Source organism: Aquimarina sp. AD1, assembly GCF_003443695.1.
GTDB lineage: Bacteria > Bacteroidota > Bacteroidia > Flavobacteriales > Flavobacteriaceae > Aquimarina > Aquimarina latercula.
Window position 1 is genome coordinate 2,446,292 of the sequence record NZ_CP031966.1, and the last position, 14,834, is coordinate 2,461,125.

The 14,834-nt window shown below is 31.5% G+C and carries 13 protein-coding genes; 6 read left to right on the forward strand and 7 right to left on the reverse strand.

Annotated elements, in window-relative coordinates; all coding sequences use genetic code 11:
• Positions 1–19: 19 nt before the first annotated feature.
• From D1815_RS24100 to D1815_RS10810, 5 genes are all read right to left on the reverse strand, one after another.
• Positions 20–337, reverse strand: coding sequence for a DUF6660 family protein (locus D1815_RS24100; RefSeq protein ID WP_118386913.1), 318 nt, complete (start codon positions 335–337; stop codon positions 20–22).
• Between the two features lie 55 nt (positions 338–392).
• Positions 393–1,412, reverse strand: coding sequence for a protein rep (locus tag D1815_RS10795; RefSeq protein ID WP_120650181.1), 1,020 nt, complete (start codon positions 1,410–1,412; stop codon positions 393–395).
• 43 nt (positions 1,413–1,455) lie between these two features.
• Positions 1,456–1,731, reverse strand: a complete 276-nt coding sequence (locus tag D1815_RS10800) for a helix-turn-helix domain-containing protein (RefSeq protein WP_118386917.1) — start codon at positions 1,729–1,731, stop codon at positions 1,456–1,458.
• Between the two features lie 88 nt (positions 1,732–1,819).
• A complete protein-coding gene (locus D1815_RS10805) occupies positions 1,820–2,872 on the reverse strand; it encodes a hypothetical protein (RefSeq protein ID WP_118386919.1) in 1,053 nt (350 codons plus the stop codon).
• Entirely contained in the window at positions 2,873–4,132 is a 1,260-nt protein-coding gene (locus D1815_RS10810; protein ID WP_118386921.1) for a tyrosine-type recombinase/integrase, read from the reverse strand.
• A 635-nt stretch (positions 4,133–4,767) separates the two neighbouring features.
• Here D1815_RS10810 and tssD point away from each other — a divergent pair.
• Genes tssD through D1815_RS10825 form a run of 3 tightly spaced genes read left to right on the forward strand, consistent with a single transcriptional unit; the run spans position 4,768 to position 7,491 of the window.
• Positions 4,768–5,457, forward strand: a complete 690-nt coding sequence (gene tssD, locus D1815_RS10815; protein ID WP_118386923.1) for a type VI secretion system tube protein TssD — start codon at positions 4,768–4,770, stop codon at positions 5,455–5,457.
• Entirely contained in the window at positions 5,457–6,887 is a 1,431-nt protein-coding gene (locus D1815_RS10820) for a reprolysin-like metallopeptidase (protein ID WP_118386925.1), read from the forward strand. The genes tssD and D1815_RS10820 overlap by 1 nt, the downstream gene beginning before the upstream one ends.
• Positions 6,877–7,491 (forward strand): hypothetical protein, encoded by a 615-nt coding sequence (locus D1815_RS10825; RefSeq protein ID WP_118386927.1) that lies wholly within the window; start codon positions 6,877–6,879, stop codon positions 7,489–7,491. The genes D1815_RS10820 and D1815_RS10825 overlap by 11 nt, the downstream gene beginning before the upstream one ends.
• Before the next feature lie 105 nt (positions 7,492–7,596).
• On the opposite strand, the gene D1815_RS10830 is transcribed toward D1815_RS10825, so the two are convergent.
• Positions 7,597–7,953, reverse strand: coding sequence for a T9SS type A sorting domain-containing protein (locus D1815_RS10830; protein ID WP_118386929.1), 357 nt, complete (start codon positions 7,951–7,953; stop codon positions 7,597–7,599).
• Between the two features lie 727 nt (positions 7,954–8,680).
• Here D1815_RS10830 and D1815_RS10835 point away from each other — a divergent pair.
• The 3 genes from D1815_RS10835 (at position 8,681) to D1815_RS10845 (ending at position 14,342) form a co-directional block, all read left to right on the forward strand.
• Complete coding sequence (locus D1815_RS10835; protein WP_108801535.1) at positions 8,681–9,340, forward strand: response regulator transcription factor; 660 nt, start codon at positions 8,681–8,683, stop codon at positions 9,338–9,340.
• 141 nt (positions 9,341–9,481) lie between these two features.
• The gene (locus D1815_RS10840; RefSeq protein WP_118386931.1) at positions 9,482–11,914 is read left to right on the forward strand and encodes a peptidoglycan DD-metalloendopeptidase family protein; all 2,433 of its coding nucleotides are present in this window, start codon (positions 9,482–9,484) and stop codon (positions 11,912–11,914) included.
• 109 nt (positions 11,915–12,023) lie between these two features.
• Positions 12,024–14,342, forward strand: coding sequence for an N-acetylmuramoyl-L-alanine amidase (locus D1815_RS10845; RefSeq protein WP_118386933.1), 2,319 nt, complete (start codon positions 12,024–12,026; stop codon positions 14,340–14,342).
• Positions 14,343–14,420: 78 nt separating this feature from the next.
• Here the strand turns inward: D1815_RS10845 and D1815_RS10850 are convergent, their stop codons facing one another.
• Entirely contained in the window at positions 14,421–14,822 is a 402-nt protein-coding gene (locus D1815_RS10850) for a rhodanese-like domain-containing protein (protein WP_118386935.1), read from the reverse strand.
• Positions 14,823–14,834: the final 12 nt, after the last annotated feature.

Consider the following 14,834-nt stretch of genomic DNA (forward strand, 5'->3'; position numbering starts at 1 on the left):
GATTTAAAATCGTGTTATTTTAGCTTATTACTTGTGGCGGTTGCCAAATGTTGGAAAGGAAATTAAACCTATAAATAGGTTGATATGTAGAAATTAACTCCGTTGAAATTTCAATATTGAGTTTGAAATCAAATTTCTTGATTGGTTCGTAAGTAATTGTCATACCGCAACAATTGCAAATACAAGTTACAGGACAAGAATCGTCACTATCTTCTTGATGATTGTGGTTAATACTTATTTCTTCTTGATGCTGGTCTTCTATATTTTGACCATCAGAACAAGGCTTTGCTGAAAGCAATAGTATTATTAATGATAATATGACGGTTACAAATTTCACAATTACAAAGATAAAAATTTAATAATGCAATGGTTGTGCAAAAGAAATATGAAATTTATTTAGTAATACAATCAACATTATTTTCCAGAATAGCTTTTAAATGAGACGGTATTTCATAGCCACTCAATAGTTCACCCGTAGCTATATTCTCCCAATCGGCTGTTTTTGAATTGTATTCCCATTCGCTATAATTACTAAGCAACTTTGCTGAGAATTTTTGTTTTATTGTTTTCTTAGGTGAATTAAAACCAAATCGATCAAAAATACGCTTCCCCTTCATTGCCATAAGTATGATATCTAAAGCTTTGATATAAATTTGTGCGGTACTTGTTTCTTTTTCTCTTTTCTTTAAATCTGGTTCAGTGAAAATTTTACTGCCGTATTTTATAATCTCTACTAATCCATTCTCTAAATGAGTTACTTGTTGAATATTTTGAGCTTTTCTATTAGCAAATTTTGGTGTCCATAGTTGCAACCATTCAGCCAATAATACCTCAGCGGTATATTTGTCTTTAGTAATGATATGAAAATGTGGATTGTATGTTTTCTTTTTAGGGTTAAAATTACACTCTAACGAACGTACACCAATAAGCATCTTTCCTTTTCCCCTTTGGTATCTTTTACGATGTTTTTCTGTTATTCTCTGTATTCCTTGTGTGAATTTCTTTATATATCTAGGCAAATTATGTGCGTTACAAGATTTTACCGTTAAAGTCAAAAAATAGGGTTGTTCCCAATGCTTTATAACTGGTAAATACTTGTTAATCATCTGAGCCTTTCGGATACTACAACACAAAGTACAAAAACGGTTTTTGCAATATTTCCCATACAATCGACCATCTGCTGTAACAATGTTCTGTTGGCAGTAGTAGGTGTTCCAATAAGATTTTTCTAATTCTGACTCTCCATTTTCCTGCGCGACCTCTATTAATCGAAGCATCATTATTTGCGTAATGGTTTTTCTTTTTGCTCTACCTTTCAACGCCTCTTTCTTGTTGAGGTCTGAGCCTTCTCCATTAACAATAATGTTATTCTGTCCCGTTTTGTTTGTCCTACTTTCTGCTAATGTATACATACTACCTAATTTTAGAAATTCTAACACCTTGTAAACAAAGAGATTAAGCCCTTTTGTATTTAAGTGACTTAACCTCTGTTAATGCGTTATCTAAATCTTCTCTTTTGATAATTAATATTCTACCTACTTTTTGAGCTGGCAGTGTACCCCGTTTTATGTAATTATGTACGGACTGCTCTGAAACTTTTAGAAGTTCTGCTGTTTCTTTTACGGTAAGATTTTCAGGTTTTTGCTCTTCTACAGGCTTGTGTTTTATATCTAATAGAAGACTTTCAATATTTGCTAGTCGCTCATTGAGAATTTCGAAAGGATTATTCATTGTACCAGTATTTTAATTTTACTGGTGTAAAGGTCATTATAGAATTAGATTTTAACCTCTTGCGACTGGTAGTTGAGTGGTTGTGAATTTAATAATTAGCATTATAATTACTTGTAAACGTAGAAATAACAGCTTCTAAATCATTTACTGCTTTCGTGTCTTTTAGATTATTTAACAACCTCTTGGCTTCCTGTAAATCTTTAAGATGTTTTGAATCTGTTGTTTTATTTTGGCTCAGTCTTGTTAATTCATTTGGTTTATAAATTCTTTTTTGAAGAATTTTTTCACTTTTAGTACTGGAGTGTTTTCTTAATATCTCCAAATAATTATCAGAAGTAATGACTATTCCTTTAATAAAATATGCTATTGCTATTTGTTTTTGGCTGAAATTATTGTTTTTTGATTGCTTTGTTTTCTTGACCTTTTTACTTATTTGATTAAGATTACTTTTCTCTTTTTCAATGAGTAGCTTTTTTTCATAAACTCCTTGCTTCTGCTCAAAAAACTCTTTTTGAAGCTCTATATAGTTCTCATCTTCTTGCTGAAGCACCTTATTTTCCATTTCTTGGTCACTCAAAGCGTCTAAAGAATTATTTATTATCTCCAAACTTTTCAAAACTCTGGAGCTCCTAAATAGTTGAGACAATGATTTGAAATTAGCGTCTAAAGCATAACGTGACAATCTCTCCAAATCAATGAGTATAACCCCTCTACCACTAATAAAAATTAAGCAGTTAAAAAAATTCTTTGTCAATTGCTGTAACTCATCCTTATTATCATAAATATGTTTATGACTCAATACTATGTTTACAAACTCTCCTGCTACCATAGAAAAAGTCGCTTTCATTTGGAGATAATATTTCGTGCACAATTTATAGCCTTCATCCTCAGTCTCTCCTTTACAGTATTTACAATTTTCTTTTATATCCTTTGGCAAAGAATCTTCCATACACCGCATAACAGCCTTATCCGCTTTTTCAAAATTTTCTTCATCAACTAAAAACTCTTTAAGATAGTCTACATATGTTTTTTTACCCCAAATACTATCTAAATATGCTACAGTTTCATCACTTAACTGAATAGAAGCAATTTTAGCTCCTTCTTCCAATTTAATCTCCAATCCTATTTCCTTCCTCTTCATTTAATCAACTTTTTTTAATAGTCCAATATCCATGTTAAAAACCTCATTTACCGCTTCTACCTTAGAATCATCATCTACCTGATAATACTGATTTAACGTTTTCATATCCCTATGCCCTGTTATCGATGCTATTAATTTATCAGATAACCCTTCTTTTTTCATCATCGTAATAAACGTTCTACGTGCTGTATGCGTACTAATACGTTCATAATATGGCATCGTCACTCGTATATTCTCTTTTCCTTTGGTAGTCGTCTTTACTACCTCATCGGTATACCCTGCTTTCTTAAAAACTTCTTTGATATATTCATTTTGTTTTTGATTAGCTATCAATGGTAATTGATAATCATATTTACGCAGAATGTGTAGTGATATTTCGTTTAATGGTATGGTACGAGATTCTTTCTCTGTATCTTTTTCTTCTTTTAGAACAATAGAATTATTTACAATATCTTCCATATTAAATAATCTAAGTTCGCCAAACCTCATCCCTGTAACACAAGAAAATACAAATACATCTCTAACTTTCTCTAATCGTTCATTTTTAAAATCACAATGCATTAGATTCTGCAAATCAATTTTAGTCAAAGCTATCTGTTGAGTAATCACTCTCTTTTTCTTCTCAAAGCTTAGAAATATATTATTGTAGGTATATCCCTTTTTTAAAGCCCAAAACATAAACGTTTTGAACAGTCCAAGGTTTCTGGAGTACGTATTATTAATATGACCACGAATATTCATACAATAATCTGTAAAATCAGCGTGGAAAACTTCATTTATAGTACTAAATGTTAGGTTATAGCTCGTTTGCTTCTCGAAATCTTGTAATATGTTTTTGATATTCTTGTACCGCTTAATTGTAGAAGGTGACCATTCTTGCATTTTGATCTTATAGTCCATAAACTCATCAAATGCATCATAAAATGTATTCTTACCAGTTGGTGCTTTTTTGAAAATAGTATCAAATTCCCTTTTTAATATTTGTGAAGTAAAATCTTCTCCAATTGCTTTACATCTGTTTTGTATTAATTCAAATGCATCTGGATATCGATTTAATTGCAGTTTGATAATGCTACTACTTACAGCCTTATGTTTACCTTTTAGAATAGGTTGTTTATTCTGTTGATCCCAATTTATTGGTTTTATCTTCTCTCCTGTAGAATACAAGAACTTCTTTCCTTCGCTTTTAAAGTAACACGAAAAAATAATTAATGTTTCCTTTTCAGATTTCGGACGTTTTAAAAAGAATGTTGAGGTCATCAATTGAATATTACAGTCGACAATCTGGTCGACAATTATGTTATATTTAGATACTATTCTAAACTATAACAAAAATAAACAATTACCTTATTTATATGGTTAACAGCTTGATATACTTATAAACTGTTATTAACAAGACACCAATAGTTCAATAGCCTCCGACTCCACTTCAATCCCGCCAAATGGCGGGATTTTGTGTATCCGGGGGATTCGGCCAGCGCGGCAAGCCCGCCTCTTCGCTAAAATCATCCACAGGATAATTTCTTAACGCTCGATCGTCTCCGACTCCACTTTAATTAAATTCTTTTCCCGATCCATTGCATAAGAATGTAGGAGTATCTGCAATCATTCCGAATTTATCAGCACACGATTTACAAAATAGAACTATTTATTATTGTTTATAATTTTATTTTTTTCCATTTAACTCATTTTTCTATAATCCTTTCAAACATCCTAATTTATACTTTCTTTTACTCTGTAGTAAACTGCTGGAAAACATTGTAATCAAAAGGTTCTTTGATGGTTTTCAAGTATATAGAATTCTCATTCCTAAAAACAATAAATAAAAGGTTTTACCGTATACATACATCATAGATATACTTTTATATTTGTACTTTTTTTATACATAGGCATATATGAGTTTTACTGCAAAACTGCTCTTTGATGATAAAGAGATAAACATTCTTGATTTTTCTTATACTTTTAGTCAAGAGAGTGATTATAATGGAAACCCGTCTTCTAAACCTCAATTTTTAGGTTTATCGCTAATTATAGAAGCTACAAAAGATGCTGATTTACTAGAATGGATGACGGATCCTTTTATGTCTAAGCAACTAAAAATCCGTTTAGAACCAAGAGCTTTAAATGGTAAAGGAAGAACTCTCAATTTTATTGATGCTTGTTGTGTAAATTATGTAGAGCAATTTACTAGCGATAGTGAGAATCCAATGACCATTAATCTAAATATTACCTCAGCAGGAATGAAAGAAGGTACTGCGGAGTTCTCAGAGTATTGGAGGGTTACATATCCTAATACTGCTCCAGTAGCTGATAGTGAAACATCTGACAATGAACCTAGAATTGTAGAATATTACATTACAGATACTAACAATAAGAGAATTGAAGAAACGATAGTAGGCGAAAACATTCTATTAAATATTGATTCCAGAAACTTAATCGGTGAGAAATTGACCATAAACCTGGATAACCAAACGGTAGATTTTAAATATAATGGAGATATATTAGTTAACGACACTTTAACTGACTATGAAATAGGCAGTAATCTTGAAAAAATAGAGTTAGAAGTAATTAAGCAGCAAAACTAATGGGTACAAATACTTTTAAATTACAAGTCGCAGGGATTACTAAAACCGCAAGTGTTGAAGTTGTAGAGGATATTTTATTCTCGGTTCAATTCGAACGCAAAAGAGATTATAAAGGTGAGTTTGGTTTTGATTGGATGCGAGATAATTATCAAACAGTATCGCAAAATTATGAGGAACTAAAAAAAGAATATAAAGATGCTCAAATTAATGGTTCAGAATATTTTGTTCCTTATTTGAGTATGCTCCCAAATCAAGATAATGTTATCCTAAACTTTAAACTAGATGTTTTAGAAGGAAAAGCGCATAAAGACGATATTATTAAACTCCCTGCTAAAGATGGTATAAAATTTAAACCAAATAAAATATCTCTTAAGGATTTGCAAAAAGAACAAGAAGCTATTAATAAAGAAAAAGCAAAAGGTTATGACGGAGATGTTTCAAAAGTTACTAGAGTTGAGGTAAAAGTTATTTGTGAAAATCCATTAAGTCAAGATACAAGTATTGAGCTATTGGATAAGAATGATAATCCTGTAGGTGAAATCATTGTTGTAAAAAATTATGAGGTTAACACAGTAAAGATTAAATTTATAAAAGTTATGAGCAATGAACCTGGTAACACTTACAATAAAAGAACATTTGGTCAAATGCCGAATGGATGGGTTAAGAGTACGATTCAGAAGTTCAATACTAAATATTTCAATCAATCATTAATAAAGGCTGAAAATGGTGGATTAGAAGAAATGATTATCGATGTAGAATCTTATGAAAATAAAGGAGTACTTGAGACATTGGTAATAAATGGAGTTAAAGGTATCCCTAGATATAACAATGGTTTTGATAGAGAGTTATACAAAGAATATGTGCAAAATAATGGAGAATACGGAGGTGTCATATTCTTTTTAAGTGCATTTCAGCAAAAGGATGGAAGAGAAGGACACGCAAAATTATACCCAACTGAATTAAATTATATTTTAATGACTCCCGGCTCTGTAGGAAGTGAAAATGTTAACTCATTTGCTCACGAATTAGGACATACATTAGGATTGGATCATACTTGGGCTACTAAAGAAGAAAACACAAAACGATTGGAGACGATTGAGAAAACATTGTTAAAGCAAAAAACGTATCTTGAGAAATATAAAACTTATCCAGATAGCACGCCTGTTAAAGGAAGTACTAAAACATTAAAAGATGTGAGGGAAAGAAAAAACAATTATATCAAAGAGCTAGAAAGCGAAAAAGCTTCAAGATTAACGTTTATTCCTAAACACCCATTTAATAAAGCTACAACAGAAAATGTAATGGATTATAATGGTTATGATGTCCCAGGGGGAGAAACCATTCATAATCCTAATTCAGAGGGAATTAGTTTTTGGAAATGGCAATGGGATATTATGACTAATGAAGTAAAACAATATCATGGAGGATAGATTTATAAAAAATATTGTCTTAGTAGTTTTTGTTTTAAATAACCTACTGGTCTTTTCTCAGAACTTTAAAGGTTATGAGTATACGGAACTAGCGGGTTATGAATATGAGGAGTTTACTAAGAATGGAAATACCAATAAGATGGATGGTAATTTTAGTATTACCACCAGAAGTAAAAAAGGAGACATCATTACAATTGAAATAAAACGCTTTGATAAGGGTGAAAAAACAGGAGAATGGATCACTTATCGTAATTTATTTGGAGGGCTAAAATTAAGTTTTGTAGCGAATTACAAGGATAATGTTTTGGAAGGTTACTATTTTGAATCCGACAACCATACTTTTTCAAAAAAAGGGTTTTATAAGAAAGGTAAAAAACATGACTATTGGGAACATAGTGAAAATGACACACACGAAAATATCAACTATAAAAATGGGTTGAAATATGGTTCTTATTCTAGTGAAGATAATATGTCAGGTATTCAGGTTAAAGGACAATATAAAAAGGATAAAAAAGACGGTACCTGGATCATAAAGGACACTACTATTGAAGAAGTAACTAAAGAAGTCTATAAAAATGGTAAGCTAATTTCATCAGAGGACTAAAGATGAGGTATACAAGATCAATATCCGGTTATATGGTTGTAAATATTACATCATTAACCGAAAACGTTATGAAAAATATTATTTATTAAAGAGAAAGCCGCTGCTTTACTTTATATCAATACCATCTTGTCCTTTATAGAATCTTTTTACTGCAGTATGATTTCCTACATATATTCTAATCAAATAGGTACCTTCTAATAAACCAGAGATATCAACTTCTCTATCTACATGAAGCTTTTTCTGAATTCTAATAAAACCAGAATCATCTATCACCTTGATTAACATAGGTTCTCTTACATCGGATATAATCGTAATGGACTGTTGGACGGTCGTAGATTCGAGTTTAAAAGAAAATGTAGTATCGTTAATAGTATTCAATCTATTGCTTACTAAATAATCATCACTGGCATTACCAGAGATACAAGCAATTAAAAACAGTAGGGTAAGTAGTTTATTTCTCATATCTTATTTTCTTCTTAAGATACAGATTTTCAATAACTTAAACCGTTAACTATTTTATAAAAAATCTAAAAACCTGGTTTTTTAGAAAAATTTATGTTTTGTTTAAAATATTCCGAATGGTACAACCTATGGTAATCTAGATAAAGGAATTAGGAATAAAATTAATAACAAGAAATATCAACAACAAAATAGAACTATTTCACACCATAAAGTTTGATTACAGGCATTTCCACCAATAAAATACAAGTAAAAAGTAATCAAAATCAATACATTCATCTATTTTTGAGTAAATATAGATGACTAGAACCGGTACGTAAAAACTTACAAATCTAAGCGGTAATGCTAAAAATTTGTTTTAACTAAAACCTACAGGAATACTAGGGTATTCGCTTTTGGAGATTGAATTAACACACTATCATTGTATTAATTAGGCATGTTATATCAACTCTTGTCTTTAGCTAAAAAACATATCATTATATCGAAAAGAAAGCTATCTCTCCTAAATCAATTAAAATATCAATTAACTTTATGAGGCTAACACAAAACCTCAAACTCATGAAAATTACGAACCGCTACACTGCATATTTGCACTACCCGTATTTATTGGAAGATCATCAACCTAAGTAGCTTTTTTACAACAAACATAATATCCTAATTTCTCTCAATAATACATTCCACCCACCGAACCAGAATTATTATTGACATTTCATAACAAATCCCTAAGACTATGAAAGTATATAGCGTTGTTGTGGCCTATGATGATCCTCTAAAAAGGTTAGGCATCAAAGCCATGCTAGAAGCCCCAAAAGACATGAAATTTAATTTATATGAAGATATAAGTGATTTAGAAAACTTACGAAAAGTCATTGTTGATAGCCAACCTGATTTTATTGTTATTGATGCTACTCTAAATTCTAATGATTCTGGAATTGAATTAGCAAAATATACTAAACGACACGCTTCTAAAACCAAGATTGTTATCATGACATTTACCTTAGAAGAGTGGTTGATAAAAGAATTAAAAAACTTAGAGATAAAGTGGATTCTATATAAGGCTGATACTGTAGAAAATCTGACTAAATGTGCTGGGCGAGCTATCCAAAACAAACCTTATGTAAGTAAACGATTTAGAGAATCTTGGTTTAAAGAAAAAGCAAATCCTATTCCCGAAGTTTCTGATAAATCATATCAACAATTATCTAAAACAGAAATCAAAATATTAAATCAAGTAGCATTAGGCAAGACCAATAAAGAAATTGCATTTGATCTATTTAAAAGCGAAAAAACTATCAAAAATCATCGCCAAAATATTTGCAAAAAGCTACAGATTGCAGGTAGTAATGCTCTTTTTAAATATACCATGAAATTAAAAGATGTGTATCATTAGGTTGTTAAAGCGCAATAATCTTCAGTAAAAAATTGAGTACTTGTGCCTATATTTTTCATTCATAGAGTTTTTAATTTTCCTACCGAAAACTAACGATACTGTTTATACCCAAAATAAACAAAATACACACAACTCTTAATTATGAAAAACACTACACTCAAAGCTTTATTGATACTCTTATTTTATATACACATATCGGAAGCTCAAGAACTTATTATAGAAAAAAACCAGCAACTATATTCTCAAAATATAAGTAACAGCGATACCGTATTATTAAATAAGAATAAGTCTTCTTTAGCTATCACCTCAGCAATGGATGTGATAGTATTGCAAGCATATAATATCTCGCGAGAACTAGATATAACGGCTAACTTTGATTTTTTTCAGGGATTACAGAGTCCTTTTAATCCGAATGTATGGATATATCTAGAGAGAGAACAAATTGGAGGAGCCTTTAAACTTCAAAAAGTAGATCTTTCTAATAAAAAACAGGTTACTTTACAAAGTAAAACTAATAATGATCGAAAGGAAATAGCGCTAAAACCTATTGGCTGGACCAATGATGCTTCTAAAATCTTTATAGAAGGGATTTACTTAGATGCAGCAGAAGAACACGAAGGGATTTTTATATATGACATTCAAACAAATCATATCGAAAAACTTCCTATCTCTTTTAAATACACCAGTACACCGTTACTCTCTCCGAAGCGAGATTATTTTATCTTCTCTGGATCTACCGATAAAAAACTAGACTACCTACATGGTACTTCTGACCTTATTTATAAATATGATATCGAACAACAAACAACTAAGACTATATATCGATCAGAAGGAGATCAGGTTCAAATCTTAGGTTGGAATGTTAATTCTAAAACTAATAAAGAATCTATCCATAATCAAAAATCTAATTTATCCTATTATTTACCTTGGGATTTTGGCAAAGAGAATTGTGTCTCTAGACACGGAACACCTGGTCCAACTGGTTCTCATAGCCCTGTAGGTCAATGTGGTTTTTTTACTCCAGGTGGTCATCACGGATATCACGCAATTGATTTTGCAACTTCTTTATCCGGAGATGATAACGTAAGAGCTTCTGCCGCAGGAACTGTTTCTTTTTCTGGAATAAGTGGAAGTTTATCTAGTGGTTATGGGAGATTGATTATCATACGACATAGCGATGGAACTCGAACATATTATGCTCATAACAAAACACTATTAGTTAGTCAAGGGCAATCTGTACAAAAAGGACAAGTAATCGCTTTAGAAGGCACAACAGGAGGATCTACAGGAGATCATATTCATTTTGAGTGGAGAGCTGCTGGAGGAAACTCTTCTACTCCTGGTTCTTTTGTTGATGCAGGACAACCAAGACAAAATTATATTTATCGTTCACAGAATACCTTTGGTTCGCAAGCAGACACACAAGCTCCTACCACTTCTATAACAGCTAATGGAGGAACTATACAATCTGGTGATTTTACTGCCAATTATACCGACTCAGACAATATTGCGGTAACACGTCGATTCTATCAAGTTTTAGAGAAATACGGAAACAATTGGTACGCCAATAGAGGTAATGGTTTTTTTAATGACAACTTTAATGTTTTTTATTCTGGATATGTACAAGGAGATGGGGATTGGTCAATTAATAATAATCACCTACTTCAATCGAACACTACATCAGACAACACCAAATTAAATACATTCTTGTCTCAAAATTCAGGATTACCGTATTTATATGAATTCTCTGCAAAAGTATTATCTACGAATGGTCCTAGAAAATTTGGAATTCACATCATGGCAGATTCTCCAGATCAAAGCCAAAGAGGAAATTCTTATTTAATATGGTTTAGCGGAGAGGATAACAAAGTTAGAGTATACGAAACCATAAATAACCAATTAAACTTTAGAGCAATTGATGATGTCCCACTAGACAATAAATGGGCGAACTACAAAATTACATACAGTCCTGGGTTTGGTGTTCTCGAAGTATTTAGAAATAACACTTCTATCTTAAAATGGACAGATCCATCACCAATAAAAAACGGAAGCACAATTTCTTTAAGAACAAATAAAACGAATATTGAATTCGATGATTTAAAAATCTATAAGTTTAGAGCAAACAATTCTACAGAGATTTCTGCGGGATCAGAAATAACTAAGGATATACGAAGAAAAAATGGAAAAATAAAAAGTTTGGTTAGAGATGCCGCTGGAAATTGGTCTACTCCTGGAAACCTAGATGTAACTATAAGTTCTCTAACAAGACAAAATTCAGAAATTATAAACGATACTTTTCTTAATAATGATACTATTAAAGCAAACGTATTTCCGAACCCTACAGATGGATCTGATTTAACAATTAGCTATCAATCTCTACATAAATCCCATGCATCTATATCCATAATTGATATAAAAGGTAGCGTTTTAAAATCCTTCATAAAATACACAGAAGAAGGAAAGAATACATCTATAGATCTAAGCAGTTATTTCGGATCCTTAGGAGATGGCACATATTTTATCAAAATAAATGATGATAGAGGTTCTCAAGTGATCCCTATCATTAAAAGGTAGTTTTTTGTAAGTGTGTAAAAAGGGTTCTACATATTTGGTTAACAACTTGTCTGAGCCCTTTTTCTTGCAAAACCCTTCATAAAATATAAACTCAAAACACAAACATCATATGAAAACTAACACAAAACTTATTTACCTCATTCTAAGTTTATTATTACATCAGGTAATTTGGTCTCAAGGAAATAAACTTAAAGGAGAAGGTTCTACAGAAAATGTAATTGAATTAAGTTCTAAAAAAGCTATTAGCTATACATCTAAAAATTTAAAATATAGTAATGAGGGAATAGTCTTTTCTAAATTATCAGAAACAGAAAAAATAATTATAAGTCCTGTAGAAATTTCACTCATAGAACCAGAACCATTTATTAGTACTTATCTTCAATTAAATGGTACTAATTTAAATCACGACGCCATCTTGATCACCTACCGAACTTCAGAAAAAGGGGAAATTTGGTCAGATTGGAAAAAAATTCCTTTTGATGGACATTTTGATAAAATAAATAACAACTATCTAATTTCTTCTCTATTATATCTAGATAAGTCAATATCCTATATTCAATATGCATTAGATATTACCACGAATAAAGAAATGATTTTAGAAAAAATACTGTTAAAACATTACAGCCCTGGAGCTACACCAAGAAAAACATTAGAAGAAATTAACACCATAAAATTTAAAAATCAAAATAAAGCAGCTTGTAGTAAACCATCTGTAGTTTCACGATCACAATGGGGAGCAAGGCCTCCAAGAAGTTCATTTCCTACTACGAACGTGACACATCTCATTGTTCATCATGAATTTGGATCTAATTCTAGTAGTGATTGGGCTGCAAGAGTACGATCTGTACAAAATTTTCATATGAATTCTAATGGATGGTCGGATATTGGATATAATTTCTTAATAGATCCGAATGGAGTTATTTACGAAGGAAGAGCTGGCGGAGACAGTGCGGTAGGTGCTCATTTTTGTGGTAGAAACCGTAATACAATGGGAGTTTGTATGTTAGGTAATTATTCATCGGCTACACCAAAAGTCGCTACTCAAAATTCTTTAAAAGATTTATTAGCCTGGAAAGCTACAAAAGAGAACATTAACCCTTCTGGATTTGCCTATCACTATTCTATTGATGGTTCTTTAAGAACTATATCAGGGCATAGAGATGGAGGTGGATGTTCGGCGTGTCCAGGAGATGGAGGTTATGCTATTCTGCCAAGTATAAGAACAGGAGTACAAAATCTTATTGACAATAATTGCTCTGGATCTGGCGGCGGAACCGATAATCAATCTCCAACTACGACTATTAGTGCTTCTGGCGGCAATACACAATCAGGTGATTTTACAGCTAACTTTAATGACAATGATAACATAGGGGTAACTAGAAGGTTTTATCAAGCTTTAGAGAAATATGGTGATAATTGGTATGCAAACCGAGGCAATGGCTTTTTTAATGACAATTTTAATATTTTCTACTCTGGATATACCCAAGGAGCTGGAAATTGGAGTATTAGTAATGGACATTTAAGTCAATCCGACATTTCGTCTGACAATACAAAATTGAATACTTTTTTATCGCAAAATTCTGGGCTCCCTTATTTGTATGAGTTCTCTGCTAAAACAATTTCTACAACTGGGCCAAAAAAATTTGGTCTACATATCATGGCTGATGATGTAACCCAAAGTCAGAGAGGAAACTCATATTTAATATGGTTTAGTGGAGAAGATAATAAGGTCAGAATATATGAGACAGTAAATAATCAACTAAATTTTAGAGCGATTAGTGATGTATCACTAGATAACCAATGGGCTAATTATAAAATAACCTATAGCCCGGCTTTTGGAGTATTAGAAATTTTTAGAAACAATACCTCGCTTTTAAGATGGACAGACACGACTCCAATCAAAAATGGAAGTTCTATCTCGTTAAGAACGAACAAAACCAATATGGAATTCGATGATCTTAAAGTGTATAAATTTAGAGCAAATCAAACACAATCCATAACAGCTGGATCTTCTGTAACTAAAGATATAAGAAGACAAAATGGAAAAATTAAAAGTTTGGTAAGAGATGCTGCTGGGAATTGGTCTGCTCCTGGAAACTTAGATATAACGATTAGCTCTCTTTCTAGACAAAATCCAAATATTATTGATGATACAAAACTAAACAATAGTGATCCAATCATTTATCCAAATCCAACAACAGCTAAATCATTGACATTGACATATAATGCTACCTCAAATCAACGTTTAGAAGTATCTATTTGGGATATTACTGGTAAATTATTAAATAAAATTAATACGACACCCAAAGAAAATAGTTTACAGAATCTAAACATCAGCTCTTTAATTGAAGGAATTGCGGGTGGAACTTATATTATAAAAGTAAAAAATGGTAAAAATGTAACCTATTCAAGAATCTTAAAACAATAATCAATTCGGAAAAATATAAAATAAAAAACCGACCACTATATGGTCGGTTTTTTATATCATGACAGAAACACTTAAAAATTATTTAACCAAAGTCTTTCCTTTATATTTCCATTCAGTAATACCACCATCTAGATCGTAGATTTTAGTAAACCCTGCTTTCTTCATATACGCAGAACATTTACCACTTCTTCCTCCCCTACCGCAATATACAGCTACAGGTTTTGTTTTATCTACTTCAGATATTAGTGTTTCGAAATTCTCATCACTAAAATCTATATTAATCGCTCCTTCTATGTGACCTTCTGCATATTCTTGTGGAGTTCGTACATCTACAAGCTGTACTTTTTCCATTTCCAATAAAGAATCCATCTCTGCTACTGTTATTAATTCTACAATGGCAGTATCATCTGTTTTAGCATCTTTACAATTGAATAACAACATTGAAAGAACAACTACGGTTACTATTGTTTTAATTCTCATAAACACAATTAA